The organism is Pseudodesulfovibrio tunisiensis (assembly GCF_022809775.1).
Taxonomy (GTDB): Bacteria; Desulfobacterota; Desulfovibrionia; order Desulfovibrionales; family Desulfovibrionaceae; genus Pseudodesulfovibrio; species Pseudodesulfovibrio tunisiensis.
The window spans coordinates 573,548-595,088 of sequence record NZ_CP094380.1 but is presented as its reverse complement, the minus strand read 5'-3'; the positions used below and the strand labels follow the sequence as shown (position 1 = coordinate 595,088).

Here is a 21,541-nt window from a genome sequence, read left to right as displayed (position 1 = left end):
GGTCAGATCCAGTATCCACAGCGCCAAATGTAAATATGGTATCCAGTCCAAACGAGTTTCCGACTCGACAACTGCTCCTCCAACTACAGCCAAAACCGCACCCAAGTCAACAACTCAAATAAAGAAAATAACTCAAACTATCATCGATTTCGATAGTTGAATTTCAACAAACGATTCCATCGATATCAACCTTGAAACCCGTTGGCACACAACGATTTTACCACACCGGAATTGGTACCGTGTAAAGGACTTCGATTTGTATACGCATGCGCGTCCCGTGACGTGCACCTGATTCCACATGCCTGCCCCCTCTCGTTGCCTCTGCAAACCGGAACGCATGAAAAACGCATTTTCCTTCCCAGGGCCGGGAAGCGCTCAAGCACAGATGTGCAGGAACAAGAAAAGCCCCCACCTAAAGGCAGGGGCTTTTTCAAAGCTTGATTGTCGGAGAGGAATCTAGCCGAGCTTCTGACCGCAGTTCGGACAGAACTTGCAGTCCGAATTGGGCATTTCCGCCTTGCAGGTCGGACACTGGCCAGAGGAAGGTCCGAGCTCCACAAGCAGCTCCCCTTCCACGACCGGCACCATGACCTTGTCCTCGGTGAAGTTGGCGGCCTTGAGTACGCGTCGCACACGACCGTCGACCGGGGCGTACACGGCCTTTTCCTGCTTCATTATGGAGATGTTGAAAATCTCCTCGCCCTTCTTGACCGTATCGCCGGGATGCACGTGCATGACCCAGAGATCGCCATTGCTGGGCGACCCCACATGATACTCGTTGGTGCGGTCGGCCATTTCAATGGCCTCCTTGCCGCCGGATTCGGGCTCTGCAACCTTCACCTGATGGCTGAAGAACTCGGAATCCAGAATGTAGCGCACCACGCTCATGCCGTTCTCGTCCGGTTCGGAGATGTCCAGAATGCGCATCTTGTGCGGTTTTCTGCAACCGCTCTGGAAATCGAGGACTTCGCCCTTTTCCAACCCTTCGAACCACACGTCCACCGGGAGCCGGTTCACGTCGCCGAACTTCTCGCAGAACTCGATGGTCTTGAGCGCGTCGCCCGGATGGTTGAGGTACATGACGAACTCCTCGTCCGAAGGCTGCCGCCCCAGATGGGACTTGAGCGCTTCCATCTCGGAATCCAGATCGACATCCGGCAGGGTCTTGAGCGGAGACTCTTCGGTCCGTTCGGCAATGGCCATTTTCCAGCTCTGCCCGAACGCGGACTGATAGACCCAGTCCGGAGGAAAACCGAGCGGCATCTTGCCGTACTTGCCGAGCAGCAGGTTGCGGAACGCATCGTTGGCGTCGCGGTACAGGTCGAGCCGCGCCTTGCGTTCCAGATCGGTCAGATCCTCTTCCCGGCACACGGTCACGATATCAAGGACATTGAGCAGACGCCGAACCTCACGCTCACCGCCACGCTTGAACGCACCGGACACGGCCAGAAACGCGGTGTTCCAGGTAATCTGGGAACCGGGAGTCACGTCGTGATAGCGATTGATCTTGCGCGTTCCCTCCAGGAACTTGAGCATGTAGGGAAGCAGCTTGATGTAGCCCTGCTTGAGCGCACCTTCCTGAGAGGACGAGGTCGCGCCGCCGGGCATGCCATGGCGAACCACGTCGTGGTCGATGCCCTGAAAGTAGGGAGCGGTATATCTGTCGTAGTACGGCATGATCTGCTTCAGCATGAAATTGGTGGAACGGATCATGTCCTTGTCGAGATGCGTCCTGAGCCCGATCTCGTCCTCGATGTAGGCGGCGGTGGACAGAACTTCGCCCTGCCCGTACCAGCGCACGCTCGCGCCGAGCGCCACGTCCACGATATGCGCTCCGGCCTCGGCCGCCGCGCCCATGGTGGGTACGAACAGGCCGTCGGTGTAGTGGCGATGGCTGTGAATGACGAGCTCGGGATGCCGCTTGCGAATGGAGCCGATCAGCTCGCGCATGAACCGGGGCGGACACACACCGGCCATGTCCTTGAGTCCGAGAATGATCATCTTCTCGGCCTTTGACGGGCTGACGCCCGCAGCATCCGCGCACATGGCGATGATGTTCTCGGTCACCTGCAAGTAGCGGTCGACGTCGAATCCCTTGGCCCACGACAGCGAGATGGCTGGCTCGAAGATGTTGGTCTCCGAGGCCAGTGCCACTTCGGCAAAAGGCTTCATGTTTTCGACATGATTAAGGAAATCGAAGCAGCGGATCACATCGTAATCCTCGTCGATCATCTCGCAGGTCAGCCGCATCACGTTCTTGGGCTGCGGCTTGTACCCGAGCACATTGGTGGAACGCACCAGAATCTGCTTCAGGGAATTGGGAGCAAAGCGGTTCCACTCCCGCGCTTCGGTGAACGGATAGGTCATGTTGGCGAGCATGGCCACATGGAAATGCGCGCCGCCGCCGTTCTCCAGCGAGAAGAAGCCGCACTTGTCCAGATGCGGACCAATGATGCGATCCTCGGCCAGACGGAACCGGTTGCCGCTGTTGGACTGGGTGATGTCGCGGGTCGTGGTGTCCGTCATGTGGACAATGCCCTTCTCCCGGTCCTCGCGGAGCGCGTCCAGAATGGAATCCCGGGTCATGCCACGCTTGAAGCGGGGCTCGAACCAGGAGGTATCTTCCGGCGGTTCGGCAACGGAGAACCTGCCGACGCGCTTGTCGACGCGGCCGCGGTATTCACCAAGCTGGACATGCGGATTGTAGCCAAGAGCCGAAATCTCGGCCACAAGCCGGGTCAAGCGCAGGGAATCGGGCTCGCGGTCGGAATAATCCATGAGTTCCGCGGAGTTCTCACGAATGAAATTGGTATCGTAATCCGCTTCCACGAATTTGGAATGTCCAATGATCTTTCTGTGGAACGGCAGGGTCGTCTTCACGCCGCTGATCATGTATTCGCGCAGGGCGCGGCCCATGAGAGCGACAATCTTCTTCCAGGAATTGCCGTACGTGATCAGCAGGGACGCAGCGGAATCATAATTGGACGGGAACCGGTATCCGTCGCCCACGCAGGAGTCGATTCGGATGCCCTGCCCGCCGGGAGACACGTATCGGGTGATGCGCCCGGAGTTCGGCTCGAAGTTCTTCTGCGGGTCCTCGCAGTTGATGCGGCACTGCATGGCCCACTGGTACGGCTTGGTGTTCTCCTCGTTCAGACGCAGCTCCGCGCCAAAGGCAATGGCAATCTGCTCCTCCACGAGGTCGATGCCGTAACGACATTCCGTAATGCCGTGCTCCACCTGAAGCCGGGTATTGACCTCGATGAGATACGGGGTGCCGTCACGGTCCACCAGAAATTCCACGGTAGCCAGGGAATGGTATTCTGCCGCCTTGATCAGACGCGCGGAATAATCCTTGAGCCGGGCGCGCAGTTCCTCGGTATAGACAGGCCACGGCGAAGGAGTGATCTCGATGAGCTTCTGGTGATTGCGCTGTACGGAACAGTCGCGCTCGTCCAGACAGAACACGTTGCCGTGCTGATCGGCCACCACCTGAATTTCAATGTGGCGAACCGAGGTGAGCAGCCGTTCCACGTACAGACGCGGATTGCCGAAGGAAGCCTGCGCCAGAGCCGAAGCCTTGGAAAAGGCGCTTTCCAGATCCTCTTCCCTGTACACTTCGTAAATGCCGCGGCCACCGCCGCCGCCTTCGGCCTTGAGCATGACCGGGAAACCGATCTGCTTGGCGATTTCCCGAGCCTCGGGCACGCTCACCGCACCGTCGGACCCCGGTACCACGGGAACCCCCTGCTCGATGGCGAGCTTGCGCACCGCAACCTTGTTGCCGAGAATGCGCATGGGCTCCTGAGGAGGGCCGATGAAAATGAGTCCGGCTTCCTTGCAGCGTTCGGGGAAGGTGTCGTCTTCGGCCCCGAACCCCCAACCCGGATGGATGGCCACCACGCCCTGCGCCTTGGCCATGCGAATGACTTTGTCCAGGTCGAGATAGGATCGCGGATCCGTGCCGAGCAGCAGGAGCTGATTCGCGCCGGAGGTTGCGGGCGAGGTTTTGTCGACGTCGGTGGCGGTCATCACAGCCACGGCTTCGAACATTTCCGTAATGGAGCGGCAGATGCGTCGCGCCGGGATACCCCGGTTGGCAACGAGAATCCGCTTGCCCCGAACCTCTTCCAAAACCTGATCAAAAGACTTGGGCTTCATTTGGGTTCACTGATCTCCTAGAACAATGATGGACAACGTCAAACCTGGGGTGCACCGATCCCAACGGGGCACCGCCTAGGCAGGCAAAATGGATCCGGACATGAGAACGACCTCGCTTCCGTCACGAAGCAGGGTGAGCCCACCCTTGGGGGAAAGGCCGAGGATAACGGCCCGATAGGATTCATCCCCCCCTTCACGGACAAGAACTTCCCGGCCCAGCCAGGCCAATCGCTTTGTGGCAAGGGAAAGGAATTCGGAGGGTTCCATAGTGTCAAGCAAAACAGCGTACACATTTTTGGCGTGCCCCCCCCACAAGCGTTCGACACAGAGCCAGCGGGCTTTCCGGGCGTAGGGGAAATACCATTTTGCCAGCTTGCGCCGCAAAATTTCGCCTCATGAGGTCTTCCGGCGGCGAAAAAGCCAAATTCACACCCAGCCCGAGCAGAATTCGCCCCTTTTTTTCTTCGATAAGCATTCCGCCAACTTTTTTCCCGGCCTGCATGAGATCATTGGGCCACTTCATTTCCACAGGGGCCCCCAAGGCAACGAAACTCTCGCAAATCACCCAGCCCGCAACAATGGACAGAAGGTCGGGCATGGCCTTTGCCCAGGGGCCTTTCTCCGGGAGAGTGGGCCAGCACAGCGTGACGTGCAGGTTGCCCGGCGGCGAGACCCATGCCCGACGAAGCTGCCCCCTGCCCTGTTGCTGATCCGGGGCAAGCACGCCCGACCAGTCGGACAACCCCGACAACCGATCAAGTTCCCACCCGACATCCATGGTGGATTGACAAGGGCCCACGATCACCAGTGAATCGTCATTCCGTCCGCAACGGGTCAGAGACATGCCGCAGTCGGCAATTTCCTTGCCGGGCTCAAGAGTGGCTGCAGCCGCTTCCCATGAGGGATGCATCGCGGAAAGTCCGGCGAGATCAAGGGGATCGGCCATGTTTTCAATGCCGTTTTTCAGCAGAAAAATTCCTTGTGGAATCATATGTTACCTTATGCTAGGGATGCTTCATGAATATTTATCTGGCTGGCGGTGCGGTCCGCGACATACTTCTGGGCCGCAGAGTGTCGGACCGGGACTATCTGGTCACCGGCATTGACAAGGATTCCTTTGCAAAGACATTTCCTCAAGCCCGGGAAGTGGGAGTCGCGTTTCCGGTTTTTCTTGTGGAAGGTCTGGAATTCTCGTTTCCACGCGCCGCATCTCTTGAAAAGGAAGTAAAAGCTCGCGACCTGACTGTCAACGCAATGCTTGTGGATGACGAGGGAGAGCTGTTCTGCCACCCGGACGCACTGGACGATCTCCATGCGCGGCTGCTCCGTCCGACATCCCGCCAAGCCTTTCACGACGACCCCCTGCGCGTGTTCCGCGCCGCCCGATTCTGGGCCAAGTTGCCGGAATTCCAGCCGACAGACGAACTCGTCGGCCTGATGCGCGAGGTCGCCGAATCCGGTGCGCTGAAAGACATCGCCCCGGACCGCATCGGTCAGGAAACCCGCAAGGCCCTGCGAGCCAGGATGCCCGGAAACTACCTGCGGCTGCTGGGCCGCACAGGCTGTCTGTCCCCCTGGTACGAAGAGCTTGCCAATGCAGACGGCATACCGGCCGGACCACCGCCCTATCATGACGCGGACGTACTGGAACATACCTGCCGGGTCATGGACTACCTGTCCGGTGACGAGATTCAGGTCTGGATGGGCCTGACACACGACATCGGCAAATGCCTGACTCCGGAAGATCAATGGCCGCATCATTTCGGGCACGACATGGCAGGGGAAGCTCCGGCGGAAGCACTGGGCAGACGCATCCGCCTGCCGAACCTGTTCATCGAGGCCGGAGCCAAGGCGGCCCGCTGGCACATGAATGCCTCGCGCTATGACGAACTCAAGCCCGGTACCCGGGTGGACATGCTCATGGCCCTGAATCACGGCGATCTGGTGGAGCCGATGTTCGCCCTTGTCCGGGCGGACAACGATCAGGATCACGGCCGCCGACCGGAACGCGACCTGCGCACCATACTCGGGGTTCGGCTTGCGCCCGAGGACTGCAATCAGGGCGAAGCGTCGGGCATCAAGCTCCGCCAGCTTCGTGCCAAGGCGCTCAAGGATCGCGACATTCGTCGCGGCCACAAATAATAACGCATCCCGTTTTGACATGTTTTCCCGGGGCGGGTTATGATTCACGTCAGGTCCGGCTTTTCCGACCGCTTCTGAACGTTCGTCTCAACAACCTGAAAATACGGGAGTTAACATGAGGCTGGTAACCCGCTCCGACTTTGACGGTCTGGTCTGCGCAACCCTGCTCAAACAGATCGGCGTGATCGACGACTACCTCTTCGCCCACCCCAAGGACCTGCAGGACGGCAAGGTGGAAGTCACGGACAAGGACGTGCTTGCCAATGTTCCGTACGTGCCGGGATGCGGACTCTGGTTCGACCACCACACCAGCGAACAGGACAGGCTCGGCTCGGATCTGGAGTTCTCGGGCATGAGCAAACCGCTGCCCAGTTGCGCCCGGGTCATCTGGGAATACTATGGAGCGGACAAATTCCCGGACACCTTCATCCCCATGCTGGAAGCCGTGGACAAGGTGGACTCGGCAACCCTCACGGCCGAGGAAATCGTGAATCCCGAGGCCTGGATTCTGCTGGGCTACATCATGGACCCCAGAACCGGGCTGGGAAGATTCAAGGACTACCGCATCAGCAACTACCAGCTCATGCTGGACATGATCGAATACTGCCGCTCCATGAGCGCGGATGAAATCCTGCTCCAACCGGATGTCAAGGAACGCGTCGACAGATATCTGGAACATCGGGACGCATTCCGCACCATGCTCGAAAGTCATTCGACCGAACACGGCAATGCCGTTGTGCTCGACCTGCGCGACGTGGACACCATCTATTGCGGCAACCGTTTCATGATCTACACCCTGTATCCGAAGTGCAACGTCAGCATTCGCGTGATCTGGGGATTCAAGAAACAGAACGTGGTCTTCACCGTGGGACATTCCATCCTGAACCGGACCAGCAAAACGGATGTGGGAAGATTGATGCTGGAATTCGGCGGAGGCGGACACAAGGCCGTGGGCACCTGTCAGGTGCCGGAAAGCCGCGTGTCCGAAACTCTGAAACTCATAGTCGACCGCATCAATGCGGACGGCTGATTCCTTCAGGAGGCCAGTCAGTGACAAAACCGAAGCTGTTGATCGTCGACGACGACGAACGGTTCTGTCTGCTCATGACCACCAGACTGAAAACGCATGCCAACTGCATCTCCACCACGGATGGCAAGGAAGCGCTCCTGCTGTTCGAACATCACCTGCGCGAAGGGCAACCCTTTCATGCCGTACTCATGGATATTGAAATGCCCGACATGGACGGGCATCAGGTCGTGCAGCAGATGCGGAAAATCGAAAGAAGCAACGGGGTCGACCCGCTGCATTCATTCAAACTCGTCATGCTGACGGCGCACAGCGACGTGAAGAACGTCAGCAAATCCTTTTTCCGCAACGGCGCGGACGCCTATGTTCCCAAGGCGGAAGCCGACAGCAGTCTGCTGGAAAAACTGCGGGAAATCGGAATTACCACGCAATAACGCACAACGCTATTCCGTTTTCTTCAGGGAGGACAACATCGCCTTGATGTCGTTCTCCCTTTCCGCGTACAGGTCCCGACAGAAATGCACGATGTTGGTTTGAACCTTGTACAGCGCGGGCAGATCCTGGACCACGGGCAGCCCCAGACTGTCGAAGTCCAAAGGCGAGAACTTCATTTCCCCGTCCAATGAACACCCCTCGTTCATGCAAACCTGCCCGATGGCCTGCTCGCGTTCCATGCGCACCGGGTCCATGCTCTTGACGTACCGGAGCGTGGCCGAGGCCGACATGCCCTTGTTCACCCGGTCGACTTCCTCGTTGATGTGCTCGCAAAGCGCCCGCATCCTCAGATAGTGCACGGTCAACCGCTTGCGCTTGGGATGCTCCGGATCCTGATAGTATTTCCCGTTCAAGTACTCGTCGGCAACGCGTTGAAATCCGTGATATGCCGCAAGCACGCATTTTTCATAACGCCCGCGCGCCGTGAATGCGAACGGAATCGAATACAGATCGGGCGCATCGGTCCCGTCCTCGCCGAACGGAATGCAGGAAGGCACGATGTCGAGCGCAATATAGAAATCCCGGGCCGTATGACGGTCCAGAAGCAGATAATGCAGGCTGGATGCAGCCCGGGAAAGACGCGGCACCAACCTGCGAAGCTCCTCCACCATGCTTTGAAAGCCCTCGGTCATGTCCTCCAGATTCTTGCGAGTGCCGAAATAATTCTCGGCCATGTCCGTGACAACTTCCTGCTGCAACTGATCTGCGAATTCCTTGATGTCGGTCATGCTCCCCACCCGCTGTTCCTGATGCGAATCCAAGTCATGGTTGAAGTATTCTCCGATAGCTTTGCATGGTCAATACATTTCCGTTGATAAAACGCCGCAAACAAACTACCCTTCCGACCATCCCTAACCAACAGAAAGGACACGAGAATGCTGCTGAACGAGCACAAGAGCAAGACCCTGTTTGAGGAGTCCGGCATCCCGGTACCCTGCGGCAAGGTGGTTTTCCCGGGCGAACAGGACGATTTCGGCTCCCCGTTCCCGCTCCCATGGTTTGCCAAGGTTCAGGTGCTGACTGGCGGCAGAGGCAAAGTCGGCGGCATTCGACGCATCGAATCGGCCGAGGAATTTCCCGCAGCAGCACAGGAACTGTTCGATCTGCGGATAAAGGGGCATTCGGTTCCCTTTGTCCGCGTGGAACCCGCCGTGAATATCCAGCGGGAATTCTACCTGTCCATGACCGTTTCCCGCCCGTCCAGAACCATTCTTTTCACATTGGGCCGATCCGGGGGAATGGATATCGAATCCATGGGCGAACGCAACCTGCTCGTGCAGAAGATTTCCGTGACAGCCGGATTGCAACCGCATCATGTTCGTGCCGCCTTTTTCCATGCACGCCTTGAAAAAGGACATTTCAAGGCCTTTCACGATCTGGTGGAAAAACTGTTCCGCACCACGCTGGACACCGGCCTGCTCCTTGCGGAGATAAATCCGCTTGTCCTCTGCGCGGACAACACGTTCCTTGCTCTGGATGGCAAAATCGAAATCGACGACAACGTGGTGGACCTGAATCCCGAACTGGAAAGATTTCATCAGCCGGAACACGCCACGCCAGAGGAAAACACCGCCCGAAACGCAGGTCTTTCCTTTGTTTCCCTTCCCGGCTGGGTCGGCCTGATGGTCAACGGAGCCGGGCTGGCCATGGCCACCATGGACCTGCTCAACTTTTCCGGTCTCCCGGCCAGCAACTTTCTCGATCTGGGCGGTGCAGCGGATCACAAACGCATGGCCGCAGCACTGGATCTGCTGTTTGGCGATACTCGGGTCAAAGCCGCATTCATCAACATGTTCGGCGGAATCCTGTCCTGCGCGGACGTGGCTCGCGCCCTGCTCAACGCTCTGGGCAATGGCGCGCCCCCCAAACCCATCGTGGTCAGAATGGCGGGAAAGGATGCCGAAGCAGGCATTGCCCTGCTCAGGGACAACCATGTCCAGGGCCTGCATCTGGCCGGGGACATGAGCGAAGCCATTTCCATACTCGCCACGCTCAAACCTGCGGACGCCCCGATCATTGAATTCCCGATTCCCGATTCCCCGTGCCCGGCTTCCCGTCCTGCGCCCACAGGCTACACCTGTGACGCAACGTTCGACATTGACCGCAACACCCCGATCCTGGTGCAGGGTCTCACCGGCCGTGAAGGCAAGCTGCATTCCGCACTGATGCGCGAATACGGAGCCAACATCGTGGCCGGAGTCACTCCATTCAAGGGCGGACAATCCGTACAGGGAATTCCCGTCTACAATTCCGTGGCCGAGGCCTGCCGCCGCCACGAAATCGGCGCCAGCATCATTTTCGTTCCCCCGAAACTGGCGGCAGACGCAGTGCTCGAAGCCGCCTCGAACAACATCCCGTGGGCCGTATGCATAACCGAAGGCATTCCCCAGCACGACATGCTGCGGGTCTTTGAACAGATCAGAAAAAGCCGCACACGTGTGGTCGGGCCCAACACCCCGGGCATACTCGTTCCAGATCAGACAAAGATCGGCATTCTACCCACCATGCCCTTCAGCCCCGGCCCGGTGGCCATCCTGTCACGCAGTGGCACTCTGAGCTATGAAGTGGCGGACAGGCTGACGCGATCCGGCATTGGCCAGTCCCTGTGCGTGGGCATCGGAGGCGATCCGTTCATCGGCATGAACTTTGCGGACATGTTCGACATGCTGCGCAACCACGAAAAGACCCGCGCCGTGGTGGTGCTCGGGGAAATCGGAGGTCGGGCAGAAGAGAATCTGGCGGACTACGCGATCAAAACGGGCTTTGACAAACCCGTGATATCCTTTATAGCAGGACGCACCGCGCCTCCGGGACGACGGCTCGGCCATGCCGGAGCCATTCTGGAAAGCGGGGGCGGTATCGACGCCAAGCTCTCGGCCATGCGCGATGCCGGCTTTTTCGTCTGCCCCAGTCTCGAGGCCGTGGCCGAATTCACAGCGCAAACTCTCAAGTAGGTTTCATGCCCGGCAAGCGCATCTGTTTCTTCAATACGAACAAGGCCTGGGGCGGCGGGGAAAAATGGGCCCACGACTTTTCCCTGCTGGCCCGGGACAACGGCTATGCGGTTCACGCCGTGGCCCATGCCAAAGGCGACCTTGCCCAACGCCTCGCACAGGCCGAAAACATCCGGCTTCATCTCACGGACGCTGGCAATCTCAGCTTTCTGAATCCGCTCAAGATTCTTGAACTCGGGCACTTCTTCAGGGACAACCGCATCGAAACCGTGATCTTCGCCCTGCCCCGCGACCTCAAGTCCGGCGGCATCGCAGCCAGGCTGGCAGGTGTGCCCAACATCATCTATCGACGTGGCATCGCCCTGCCGATCCGCAACACGGCGCTCAACCGCTTCCTGTTCGGCAGGATACTGACCCGCTTTCTCTGCAATTCCGAGGAAACCAGACGGCTCGCCCTGCAACGGAATCCGAATCTCATTGCCCCGGAGCGCACTTCCGTCATCTACAACGGATTCGATCTGGATTCCTATGACGCAGCGGATGCGACTCCGCTTCGTCCGGCCCGGGAAGGAGTCGTGACCATCGGCAATGCAGCCCGACTCACGGCCCAGAAGGGACAGAAACTGCTCATCGACTGCGCAGCCCAGCTCAAGCAACGCGGCCATTCATTCCGCATGCTCATTGCCGGTTCCGGCGAACTTGAACAGGAACTGAAAGCGCATGCCCGGGAAAAGAACGTAACCGATTGCGTTGAATTTCTCGGCTTTGTCGACAACATGCGTGCCTTCCACGAATCCGTGGACATTTTTGCCCTGACTTCGCTCTGGGAAGGATTCGGCTATGTGCTCGTGGAGGCCATGGCAGCGCAGAAGCCCGTGGTCGCCTTTGCCGTCAGCTCCAATCCCGAGGTTGTCTCGGACGGAAGCACGGGGCTTCTTGCCAAAGTCGGCGAGGTTCAGGACATGACGGACAAACTCGAAGCGCTCATAGCCAGCCCGGAACTGCGACGCAAAATGGGCAAGGCGGGTCGGGAAAGCGTTGTTCGCAGGTTCACTCTGGACAAGGCGTTCGCAGCTCTCGAACCTCTGCTCTAGCAGCCTAGCGGAATTCCCCATCCAGCAGCAGATGGGAAAAGTATCCCACCACGAAAGCAGCATAGAACGGAAGAAACGCCTTGGCCTCGGGCAAACCGAGAACCGCTGCGGGAACAGCCATGATAGGGACGGGGACAAGCAGCATGGCCCACCAGGTGTGCGTCCAGCCGCGATGCGAACCGATGGCCGGAAGCATGGCGAAAAAACCGAGCCAGGCTGCCCACATGTAATCCTTGTGCAGAATCAGTCCGAGATCGACAGCCGCGAACACGAGATAAAACAGATTCTGGCCCTTGGAATCCGTGTCCACATCCGGGAAAAGCGCTCCCATCAGGCAGAATCCGGCAATCCCGGCCCACACGAGCGGATCGCGCATGGCCCAGCCGAGCAGCAGCGCCCCCACGAATCCCATCACGAAAAAAGCCAGCCCTCCGGCCAGATGTCCCTTGTATCCCGGCATGATCCTTCCTGAAATCTCATTTGCGAATTGTGTTGCTGCACCATAGCCCGGACTTCGATACAGTTCAACAACGCCAGAATATACTTGCCCATTGAAGCCGAATGCCGTGTAGTGTGCATATGCATCAGACAAGGCTCTTCGTTTTCCTCGTCCTTTTTCTGGCTGCAATGCTGGCCGAAGCAGTCTGTGCGCCCTCGGCGCACAGCGCGTCCCCCAAGACCGTGCTCGTGATACACAGCTACCACCCGGAGTACGAATGGGTCCGGGAATACAGCGGCCCCTTGTACAGCGAACTGCTCAAGCAGGCTCAGGTCGAATCCTTTTATCTGGATTCCAAACGACTCAGTCCCAAAAATCAATTCAAACAGATCGAAGCCGCCTGGCAAACCTTCCGGGACATCTCTCCGTCACTGGTCGTGCTCTGCGACGACAATGCGCTCAAAAGTCTGGGCAACCGCATAGGCGAAGCAGGCACCCCCATCGTCTATCTGGGAATCAACGGCAACCCGCGGAACTATCTCAATGACATCCACTACGCCACGGGCGCACTGGAGCGTCCCCTGTTCAAACGGTCCATCATCTTCCTTCAGGAGATACTCGGGGATCGACTGAAACGTCTGCTCATTCTTTTCGATAACAGCACGACATCTTGGGCATTGGTGGAAGAAGCCTTCAACGACAGGACATTCATGGGGCTGTCGCCGGTCGCGGTGGATTTGCGATTCATCGAGGAATGGCATGAATGGAGAAGGACGGTCTTCGAGGCAAAAGAAGATGACTACGACGCGGCGATAGTCGCCCTGTACCATACGATCAAGGACGCTGCCGGGAATCATGTTCCGGAAGACATGGTTCTCGACTGGACCGGCGAACACTCGCCGATCCCGCTGTTCGCCTATTGGGACTTCGCGATCGGACAGGACAAGACCTTGGGAGGGCTGGTGCAAACCGGCCACATTCAGGGCGAAACAGCCGGAGACATGGCAAGGCAGATTCTGAAAGGAACGCCAATTTCAAGCATTCCGCCACGCATTCCGGAACAGGGGCGTTTCGTCTTCAGCCGATCCGGACTGAAGAAATGGGAAATCACCCTGCCGGAATCCATTGCGGAACGCGCGACGTTCGTGGATTGACCCCGGCGAGGTCAAACCTCCCACAGTTGCTCCACCCCCTGAGCGGTCATGCCGGGATGAAACTCCACGACCTGATACTTTGCCACGTTCTCACGCTGAAAGGGATCGCGAGCCAGCACCTTGTCCAAAGCCTCGCGACTTTCCGCAGCAGCCAGAATCACGCCGCCCACACGCGGCTCCTGACGACCGGAAGCCAGAAACATGCCTGCGGCATACTGTTCCCGCAAATAGGCCACATGTTCATCCAGCAAGGCATCTATCCGTTCCAGCGAGTCCGTGTATTCCAGAATGACAACAAACATCATGATCTCCAAAGAAATCGTGAAAGCCGAATCAGGGACAAGAACGACTTGCCTTGCCCTGAAAAACGAAAAAGGCGGCCCGGGTTTTCCCCTCGCCGCCTCTTTCAATCCACAGAGTCCGGAAAAAGCTACTTTACAAAAGTCTTTTTTCGGAAAAAGCAATAAAACTCATCGTGACGACGACCAAAAAGTCGAGGATGTCGTTCACAATAAGCAGAAATTTTCTTTACAGTGCGCGACGAGTGATTGTTGAGCCACTCAACAATCATGTGTTTCACCGTCATCATCATCGCTACAACAATGAACATGCCCACAAACATCGTAAACAACATATCGGATTCCATTCTGCTTTCTCCTTGCGAGCCCAGAATGGTACTCCAGAATTCGCTTGTGTCAATACCCCAACAATAATTCTTTATTTCACAATACGACCTCCCGACAACCTTGCCTTTCAGCGACATTCAGTCCGAGACACGCCTTTTCACGGTGAAAATCGACGAAAAAAGGCGACTTCCTTTCGGAAGCCGCCTCCTGCTTGATCAATTTTGCCCAAGCGCTACATGGCGCCGCTGGCCTGAAGCTCCTCGATCTGCTTGTCGATGGCCCGCTGGAGTCGATCCGGCAGCCCCATGATGTCACAGTTGAGAAATCCGCGAACAATGGTGGAGGTGGCTTCATCCTCGTCCAGTCCGCGAGCCATGAGGTATTCGATTTCCTCCTGAGCAATCTTGCCCACGGAGGCCTCGTGCGAAAGCTCAACGCCCTCGATGGTGCCGTCCAGCTCGGGAATGGCCCAGATGCGCCCTTCCCCGAGGATCAGGCCCTGACATTCCAGATGTCCCTTGGAGGGCACGTGGTAGGCGCCGATGTGACCGCGGTTGATGATGGTGCCGCCAGTGGAAATGGTCCGGGCGATGATCTCGCACCGGGTGTCCGGGGCTTCCATGAGCACTCTGTTGCCCATGTCCAGATTCGATCCCTCGGGAGCGACAACCACGGAATTGAACCGGGCCACGGAATTGCGGCCGATCATGCGAATGGTCGGATACATCTGCAAATCGCGGACGGGCTTGAGCAGCACGTAGTTGGAAAGGAATTTGCCACCCTCTTCCACAACACCGGACGAACGGGGCCGCACCGCGACCTGCTCGCTCCAGTTGTGCACCATGGTAAAGGTGAGAGAGGCATTCTTCTTCACGAAGAATTCGGAGATGCCGAGATGCGCACCGGACTTGGTGCCGTGGGCCACGGAACAGCCGGTGATGACATGCGCCTCGGCCTCTTCCTCCACGATCACGAGATTGTGCACGTTCTGTCCGACATTTTCGGACTTGAGCAGCAGACAGGACTGAATCGGATCCTTGATCTTTGCCCCGGCCTTGACGCGAATGAAGTAACCGCCGTGCAGATTGTCATGGGCCGCACGGGTGAACTCGTCCTTGTCCTTGTCCACCAGAGTCCAGTAGTAATCCTTGAGCCCATCGTACCTGGCCAGCGCGTCCTTGATGTCCATGATTTCGACGCCGCTGTCATGCGAGGAACAGTGCACCGGAGAATGGTCCATCTGAAGAAACGAAGCGGAACGCATGCTCTCATCGGCCACCACTCCAGCCATGAGCATCTGATCCTTGTCCTCATCGGACAACTGGTTCAGATCTGCGATGGCGTCCTGTTCCACACCCTTGAACTGATATTCCGAAAGATCAACCTTGCTCATATCTCTACTCTCAAACTGGAGGTTAGTGCAGGCAGCGCACACATTCCTGATAGCCGTGCTCGCGAATGTGGTCCAGAATGTCGCGGGGCCGGGCTTCGCAGCACAGATGTCCCTGATACAGCACCTGTCCCCTGTCCGCATTCACGTAATCGAGAATGTATCCGGTGTGGGTGATGATGAGCCCGGAGGTTCTGGCCTGCGCCTTGCGCTCCTTCATGCTCAAATCCGGGCTCGTGTGCATGGAGCCGTCCAGCACCTTTCTGGCAACATGTCCCACGAGCTGCATGTTCTCCATGTCCACGCCGGATTCCGGTTCGTCGAAAAGAACCAGATCGGGCCTCTGGGCCATGAGTTGCAGCAGCTCGGAACGCTTGATTTCGCCGCCGGAGAAACCGGCATTGATATCTCGGTCAAGAAAACTGCTCATGTTGACCATTTCCGCAAGCCGTTCGACCTGCGGGTCCCCGCTGCGAGCGCACATCTGTACCAGATGTCTGGTCTTCAGGCCATGAATGGTCGGGGGACGCTGAAAGGACATGCCGACGCCAAGCCGCGCACGCTCGTACATGGGGGCTTCGGTAATGTCCTCGCCCTTGAAAAGGATTTTTCCCCTGGTGACATTGTATCCGGTAAATCCCATCAGAGTCATGAGCAGGGAGGTCTTGCCGGAACCGTTGGGGCCGAAGAGGATGAAGGTTTCACCTTCGTTGATATGCAAATTGATGCCCTTGAGCACCTCTTTGTCGCCAATGTTGACGTGAAGATCTTCAATCTTGAGCATGAGACTTTCCTCGCTTTGGTACAAAGTGCATTGCGGTCTTACTGAACCACGGCAGGGAAGTCCAGTGGTTCCTTCCCGGTGACACAGTCTCCAGATGGAAACCGGGTGTTGCCTGACAGGCCCATCGGCATTATCAGTGGGAAAGACAAAACGACAATGGAGCCGCTCTCATGGGAAAGAAAAACATGCGTTCCCTTTCCGACCTCAGAAAACTCAAGGTCGGCAAGGACGAAAAAGACATCCATACGCTTCCGTACAAGAAGAAACCGTCCAGACAGGAGCCGGAAACACCGCAAGCCCCCCCGGATCAGGATGAGGAAATGTTCATGGCCGCCATGCGCGGCGTTTCCACGCTCAAGGGAGCAGGCCGCCAGATTGCGCCTTTGGCCACGCCGGAACCGACGCAGGCTTCCGATCCCGAGGCCGAAGGTCGAAACACCCTGAAACGCATCGTGAACGGCGACGTGGAATTCGAAATCGAGTTCACCGACGAGTTCATGTACGGCTACGTGCGCGGGCTGGACATCAAGACCTTCCAACGCCTCAAGGCGGGAAGCCTGTCCGTGGAAGCGCACCTCGACCTGCACGGACTCAATTCGGACCAGGCCCAGGACAGCCTTCTCTTCTTTCTCCGGGAAAGCTATCTCCAGAACCACAGATGCGTACTCATCGTCACCGGCCGAGGCCGAAACTCCCCCGGCGGCCAGAGCATCCTCAAGCGGGAGACCCAGATATGGCTGACCAAGGAACCGCTCCGCCGGGTCATCCTCGCCTTTTGCACGGCCCAGCCTAAACATGGGGGAGCCGGCGCCCTGTATGTTCTGCTGCGCAAGCAGAGAAAGAACGAAGGCAAGGTGCAGTGGGACAGAATGATGAATTGGGAAGACGCCTGATTTCACCATGCATCGACAGCAAAAAGAAAAACGCCCCGACCATCTGGCCGGGGCGCTGTTTTTTCGTCGATATGAAGAAGTGCCTAGGCAGGAGCGGGAGCCGCAACAACTTCCTCGGGAGCGACATCCGGGCCAGCAGCCTGAGCGCCAGCCATCTCCTTGACCGCAGAGAGCTCTTCCGCGGAAAAGATCTTGCTGATATCAAGAATGATGATGAACTGATCGTTCTGGCGTCCCATTCCCTTGATGTACTCGGCATTCACGGCCGCGCCCATCTTGGGAGCCGCTTCAATGGCGTCGGGCGCCATCTCGAAGACCTCGCGCACGGAGTCGACCAGCGCACCCATCACGGTGAACTCGCCGTCAAACTCGATCTCCACGATGATGATGCACGTATCCACGGTATCTTCACCCTGAGACATGCCCAGCTTGCGACGCATGTCCACAACCGGCACTGCATGGCCGCGCAAATTGATCACGCCGCGCATGAATTCCGGTGTACGCGGAATTTTCGTGATGGACGTGAGTTCCAGCACCTCGCGCACCGTACCGATGTCGAGGGCGAAAATCTCCTTGCCCAGCGTAAACGTCAAAAACTGGTTGATATCCTTCAATGCTTCATCATTCATGGCGTGCCCCTTGTTTCAGGTCTCAACTCCTGGCAGGTTCAGTTTTAGCATGTCGAATCATGTGAGAACAATTAGAATCTTTCAAAATCAGGATCGTCGCTGGCGCGCATGTCCAGGTCCACACCGTTACCTACCGCCGTTTTGGAAGAGGCCTGCCGCGACTTGCCGTTCCCATTACCATTCCCTTCGCCCGCAGGCAATTCCCTTGGATCGGCACTTTTTACGGTAAAACGGCTGATGCTTTCGGAGGGAAGCCTGCCGGTTCCATCCACCTTGAAGAAGGACATGGTATCCTGAAGCTGCTGGCTCTGTCCGGCCAGTTCCTCGCTTGTGGATGCCATTTCCTCGGACGCCGAGGCATTCTGCTGGATCACCGTGTCGAGTTGGGCAATGGCCTTGTTGATCTGGTCAACGCCGGAATTCTGTTCCATGCTGGAAGACGTGATCTCCTGAACCAGCTCCGCAGTGCGCTGAATGTCCGGAACCAGCTTTTCAAGCAGTTGTCCGGCCTTTTCCGCCACGCCGACACTGGAAACCGACATTTCACTGATCTCCGCGGCAGCTTCGCCGGAACGTTCGGCCAGCTTGCGAACCTCGGCCGCCACAACGGCAAACCCCTTGCCGTGTTCACCGGCCCGGGCAGCCTCGATTGCCGCGTTCAGGGCAAGCAGATTGGTCTGACGCGCGATTTCCTCGATGATGGAAATCTTTTCCGCGATATTCTTCATGGCTTCAACGGTCTGTCCGACAGCCGACCCACCCTCGCGGGCATCGGATGCGGCCTGACTGGCTATTTCCTCGGTGGTCTGGGCATTTTCCGCGTTCTGCTTGATGTTGGAAGCCATCTGCTCCATGGAAGCGGACACTTCCTCGATGGACGCGGCCTGCTCCGTGGCCCCCTGAGACAGGGTCTGTGCGGATGCGGCCAACTGTTCGCTGCCAGAGGCAACATAATCCGTGGCGTTGCGCACGTCGGCCACCACATCACGCAACCGCCCCACCATGCTGTTCAGAGCCGTTGCCAGCACACCGATCTCATCTCGCTGCGTGATCTGCAAATCATTGGTAAAATCACCAGTGGACATGCTCTCGGCAAACGTGACGCCCTGCCGCACGGGCCGCGTGATGGCCAATGTCAGCAGAATGGCGGCAAGCGAACCGATCATGAGAGCAACACCGGCACCGGAACCGCTGACCACATTGGCAGTGGTCATTTCGCTGACCATCTTGCCCTTCTGGTCCGCACGCGCTTCGCGACACACCTTGTCCGCCTGCCGGGCAGCCGCCAGCATGATCTGTGTATCCTGGGCCTGAGCCTGCATGAAGCCGTAGAAATTGCCGAATTCCTTTTCATAGCCGTTAACGGCAGCCAAAGCCTTGTCCACCTGAGCAATATTTCTCTCGTTCCTGAAACGGGTCCGCATGTCCGCCAGCAGATTCTTGACCTGGGTGATTCCCTCGGCATTGGCCTTCAGGTATTTCTCCTCGCCGGAAATGATCACTTCCTTCTCGTTCTTGCGGGAATCAACAAACCACTTGATCAATCTGTTGGCATCGTCAGCCTTGTGCAACTTGTCGTTGATCTGTGCCAGACTTGCAGTACCGGACTCCTGCAACTCCTTGAGCTGCTGCTTCTGGTCCGCGCGCAACGCCTCAATCGTTTCCAGCGTCGTGCGGGCCTGCTGCCGCATGTTCGCCATGGCGCCGTTCTTGCTTTCTTCCAGCGTCACGTATTTTTCGAACGCCTTCTGATAGCGAAGCACGGAATCGTTCACCGTGGCCATCTGATCCTTGTTCAATTTGTCGGAGAATTTTCCGGTAGTGTCGTTGGCCTGATCATAGATCTTCTGCAAGGCTGCGGCATGGGCCAGCACCGAGGCCTCGTCCTTGCGCAGCATGTAGTTCTTTTCCTGAACTCTGGCTTCAAGGATGTATCTGACCAGTCGGTTGACGTCATCCGCCTTGTCCACCCTGTCCTGCACGTTGACCATGCCGTTGAAACCGATCATGGCGACAAAGGCCGTGAGCATGAGAACCACGCCGAAACCAAGTCCGAGCTTCACGCCCAGCTTCAAGTTTTTCAACATAATGGCAACCCCCCGTTGTCACTACTCAATCGAATTGAATAAACTTTTTCCTATATACGCTTTCACCGCCTTTAGTTCTGGCAGGCTATTATAATCGGGCTTTCGATTTATAACTGAACGCGTGTTCAATCTTCAACGCTGTTCTCCCTTCCCCAACCGGGGCTGACGCTTTTCGATTATTCCCAACCTTGTAGAATTCAACAAGCTTATTCAACTTGAAAAACTTTTTCTTCAAAAAAACATTTGACATCCCGGCGGCTCGCGGATAGATACCTGTCTCCGCGTCGGGATGTAGCGCAGCCTGGGAGCGCACTTGAATGGGGTTCAAGGGGTCGGAGGTTCAAATCCTCTCATCCCGACCAGACGCGACATCAAAAGGGATCGACTCAGTCGATCCCTTTTCAAAAGCCTTCATAGCTCAGTAGGTAGAGCGCATCCTTGGTAAGGATGAGGTCAGCAGTTCAATTCTGCTTGAAGGCTCCACGAAGACAACGCCCGGTTCATTTCACGATGAATCGGGCGTTTTCCTTTTGCCTGCGACGCACTTCCCGGCACGATCGCCCCACCGCTGCCCGATGGAAAATCATTTTTTTTCAAAAAAACAAACATTATCTCTTGCCTTTCAAATCCAGCAGGTATAAATCCTTTTTCCGCGTCGGGATGTAGCGCAGCCTGGGAGCGCACTTGAATGGGGTTCAAGGGGTCGAAGGTTCAAATCCTTTCATCCCGACCAGGACGCAAATGAAAACGGGCCGATCACCAGATCGGCCCGTTTTTCGTTTCATGAAACATGCACCTGCTCAGGAACTCTCATCCACCACGGTCCCGGTTTCCTTGAGCAGCAGATTCAGCAGCAGCTGTTCCACGGAATTCGTGGTTTCCGGACTCCGCGCGGCAACCGCCTGATCAATGACCTGCGCCTGGGACTCCAGATGCAGCACCTGGCTGTTCAGGGAATCCTCCTTCTTTTCGTATACATCCAGAATGGCGTCGACCTGTCCCTGATAATTCTGCACGAGAGCCAATTGCGCGGCTCTGTCCCCTCCGCCGCTGTCGTCCAGCTGACTGCCAATGAGCTGACTCCAGTCAATGTCATCCATGGCGTGAAACGTGACGTCGAATCCGCCGTCTCTGGTTGACTGGATGTAGACATTGCCGTTCGAATCAATCTGATTGGTCCCCCACTGGGAACTGTCCAGCATGGCAATGCCGTTGTAATCGGTACTGGAAACCAATCCCTCGATCTTGTCCCGAAGTGCATCGTAATCGGACTGAACAACGGCACTGGTCTGATCCAGTTCCCCGCTGTTGATCTTGTCTATGAGATCCTCCATGTCCGACAGGGCATCCGCAATCTGCGCCACACCGGTCCGGGCCGTCCCGACCATGCTCGCGGCTTCCTGCACATTGCGCGAACTCTGGCGTACCTGCGCTGCATCCCCGCGAAGCGTGCCGGTAATGGCTGCTTCGAACGGATTGGTCAATGGCTGAACCGGCTGCTTGGCAAGAACCATGCTCCGCAGATCGCGACCAACGGAAGACCCCGCAAACAGCGAGTTCGTCAGAATATCCTGCTGCAACAATTGCATGGAATAATTGTAAATGAATTGGCGTTCCACATCGGAAAGAGCCATATTTTCTCCTGGTCGCAAGAGTCCTCTTCAGT

Annotated in this window: 19 protein-coding genes and 3 tRNA genes; 10 read left to right on the top strand and 12 right to left on the bottom strand. The window is 57.2% G+C overall.

The window, feature by feature from the left end; all coding sequences use genetic code 11:
• Positions 1–456 precede the first annotated feature (456 nt).
• From MPN23_RS02950 to MPN23_RS02945, 3 genes are all read right to left on the bottom strand, one after another.
• A complete protein-coding gene (locus MPN23_RS02950; protein ID WP_243546051.1) occupies positions 457–4,161 on the bottom strand; it encodes a pyruvate carboxylase in 3,705 nt (1,234 codons plus the stop codon).
• Positions 4,162–4,236: 75 nt separating this feature from the next.
• Positions 4,237–4,428, bottom strand: a complete 192-nt coding sequence (locus MPN23_RS17170; protein WP_424450062.1) for a hypothetical protein — start codon at positions 4,426–4,428, stop codon at positions 4,237–4,239.
• Between the two features lie 4 nt (positions 4,429–4,432).
• Positions 4,433–5,152, bottom strand: a complete 720-nt coding sequence (locus tag MPN23_RS02945; RefSeq protein ID WP_243546049.1) for a biotin--[acetyl-CoA-carboxylase] ligase — start codon at positions 5,150–5,152, stop codon at positions 4,433–4,435.
• A gap of 26 nt (positions 5,153–5,178) precedes the next feature.
• On the opposite strand from MPN23_RS02945, the gene MPN23_RS02940 reads away from it, so the two are divergent.
• The 3 genes from MPN23_RS02940 to MPN23_RS02930 all read left to right on the top strand — a co-directional run bounded on the left by MPN23_RS02940 (position 5,179) and on the right by MPN23_RS02930 (position 7,764).
• Positions 5,179–6,303 carry an HD domain-containing protein gene (locus MPN23_RS02940; protein WP_243546047.1) on the top strand — a complete coding sequence of 375 codons (1,125 nt, stop codon included), beginning with the start codon at positions 5,179–5,181 and terminating at the stop codon, positions 6,301–6,303.
• A 115-nt stretch (positions 6,304–6,418) separates the two neighbouring features.
• A complete protein-coding gene (locus tag MPN23_RS02935) occupies positions 6,419–7,333 on the top strand; it encodes a DHH family phosphoesterase (protein ID WP_243546045.1) in 915 nt (304 codons plus the stop codon).
• A 20-nt stretch (positions 7,334–7,353) separates the two neighbouring features.
• Positions 7,354–7,764, top strand: coding sequence for a response regulator (locus MPN23_RS02930; RefSeq protein WP_243546044.1), 411 nt, complete (start codon positions 7,354–7,356; stop codon positions 7,762–7,764).
• 9 nt (positions 7,765–7,773) lie between these two features.
• On the opposite strand, the gene MPN23_RS02925 is transcribed toward MPN23_RS02930, so the two are convergent.
• Positions 7,774–8,553, bottom strand: coding sequence for a hypothetical protein (locus MPN23_RS02925; RefSeq protein WP_243546042.1), 780 nt, complete (start codon positions 8,551–8,553; stop codon positions 7,774–7,776).
• Between the two features lie 147 nt (positions 8,554–8,700).
• Between MPN23_RS02925 and sucD the strand changes: the two genes are divergently transcribed.
• Positions 8,701–10,779 carry a succinate--CoA ligase subunit alpha gene (gene sucD, locus MPN23_RS02920; protein ID WP_243546041.1) on the top strand — a complete coding sequence of 693 codons (2,079 nt, stop codon included), beginning with the start codon at positions 8,701–8,703 and terminating at the stop codon, positions 10,777–10,779.
• Between the two features lie 5 nt (positions 10,780–10,784).
• Entirely contained in the window at positions 10,785–11,873 is a 1,089-nt protein-coding gene (locus MPN23_RS02915; protein ID WP_243546039.1) for a glycosyltransferase, read from the top strand.
• Between the two features lie 4 nt (positions 11,874–11,877).
• On the opposite strand, the gene MPN23_RS02910 is transcribed toward MPN23_RS02915, so the two are convergent.
• The gene (locus tag MPN23_RS02910; RefSeq protein WP_243546037.1) at positions 11,878–12,333 is read right to left on the bottom strand and encodes a metal-dependent hydrolase; all 456 of its coding nucleotides are present in this window, start codon (positions 12,331–12,333) and stop codon (positions 11,878–11,880) included.
• Positions 12,334–12,452: 119 nt separating this feature from the next.
• Between MPN23_RS02910 and MPN23_RS02905 the strand changes: the two genes are divergently transcribed.
• Positions 12,453–13,466 (top strand): ABC transporter substrate-binding protein, encoded by a 1,014-nt coding sequence (locus MPN23_RS02905; protein ID WP_243546035.1) that lies wholly within the window; start codon positions 12,453–12,455, stop codon positions 13,464–13,466.
• Between the two features lie 11 nt (positions 13,467–13,477).
• Here the strand turns inward: MPN23_RS02905 and MPN23_RS02900 are convergent, their stop codons facing one another.
• From MPN23_RS02900 to MPN23_RS02885, 4 genes are all read right to left on the bottom strand, one after another.
• Entirely contained in the window at positions 13,478–13,771 is a 294-nt protein-coding gene (locus MPN23_RS02900; protein ID WP_341540092.1) for a YciI family protein, read from the bottom strand.
• Positions 13,772–13,896: 125 nt separating this feature from the next.
• Positions 13,897–14,112, bottom strand: a complete 216-nt coding sequence (locus MPN23_RS02895) for a hypothetical protein (RefSeq protein ID WP_243546034.1) — start codon at positions 14,110–14,112, stop codon at positions 13,897–13,899.
• A 212-nt stretch (positions 14,113–14,324) separates the two neighbouring features.
• Entirely contained in the window at positions 14,325–15,485 is a 1,161-nt protein-coding gene (locus MPN23_RS02890) for a SufB/SufD family protein (RefSeq protein WP_243546033.1), read from the bottom strand.
• Between the two features lie 22 nt (positions 15,486–15,507).
• Positions 15,508–16,266: an ABC transporter ATP-binding protein gene (locus MPN23_RS02885; RefSeq protein WP_243546032.1), complete on the bottom strand. Its 759-nt coding sequence runs from the start codon at positions 16,264–16,266 to the stop codon at positions 15,508–15,510.
• A 170-nt stretch (positions 16,267–16,436) separates the two neighbouring features.
• Between MPN23_RS02885 and MPN23_RS02880 the strand changes: the two genes are divergently transcribed.
• Positions 16,437–17,159: a Smr/MutS family protein gene (locus tag MPN23_RS02880; RefSeq protein WP_243546031.1), complete on the top strand. Its 723-nt coding sequence runs from the start codon at positions 16,437–16,439 to the stop codon at positions 17,157–17,159.
• Between the two features lie 83 nt (positions 17,160–17,242).
• On the opposite strand, the gene MPN23_RS02875 is transcribed toward MPN23_RS02880, so the two are convergent.
• Positions 17,243–17,788 (bottom strand): chemotaxis protein CheW, encoded by a 546-nt coding sequence (locus MPN23_RS02875; protein WP_243546030.1) that lies wholly within the window; start codon positions 17,786–17,788, stop codon positions 17,243–17,245.
• 71 nt (positions 17,789–17,859) lie between these two features.
• Positions 17,860–19,875 (bottom strand): HAMP domain-containing methyl-accepting chemotaxis protein, encoded by a 2,016-nt coding sequence (locus tag MPN23_RS02870; protein ID WP_243546028.1) that lies wholly within the window; start codon positions 19,873–19,875, stop codon positions 17,860–17,862.
• Positions 19,876–20,160: 285 nt separating this feature from the next.
• On the opposite strand from MPN23_RS02870, the gene MPN23_RS02865 reads away from it, so the two are divergent.
• From MPN23_RS02865 to MPN23_RS02855, 3 genes are all read left to right on the top strand, one after another.
• Positions 20,161–20,237 (top strand) — tRNA-Pro (locus MPN23_RS02865).
• Positions 20,238–20,282: 45 nt separating this feature from the next.
• A tRNA-Thr gene (locus MPN23_RS02860) sits at positions 20,283–20,358 on the top strand.
• Between the two features lie 173 nt (positions 20,359–20,531).
• Positions 20,532–20,608 (top strand) — tRNA-Pro (locus MPN23_RS02855).
• Positions 20,609–20,675: 67 nt separating this feature from the next.
• Here the strand turns inward: MPN23_RS02855 and MPN23_RS02850 are convergent.
• Positions 20,676–21,509 carry a flagellin gene (locus tag MPN23_RS02850; protein ID WP_243546026.1) on the bottom strand — a complete coding sequence of 278 codons (834 nt, stop codon included), beginning with the start codon at positions 21,507–21,509 and terminating at the stop codon, positions 20,676–20,678.
• Positions 21,510–21,541: the final 32 nt, after the last annotated feature.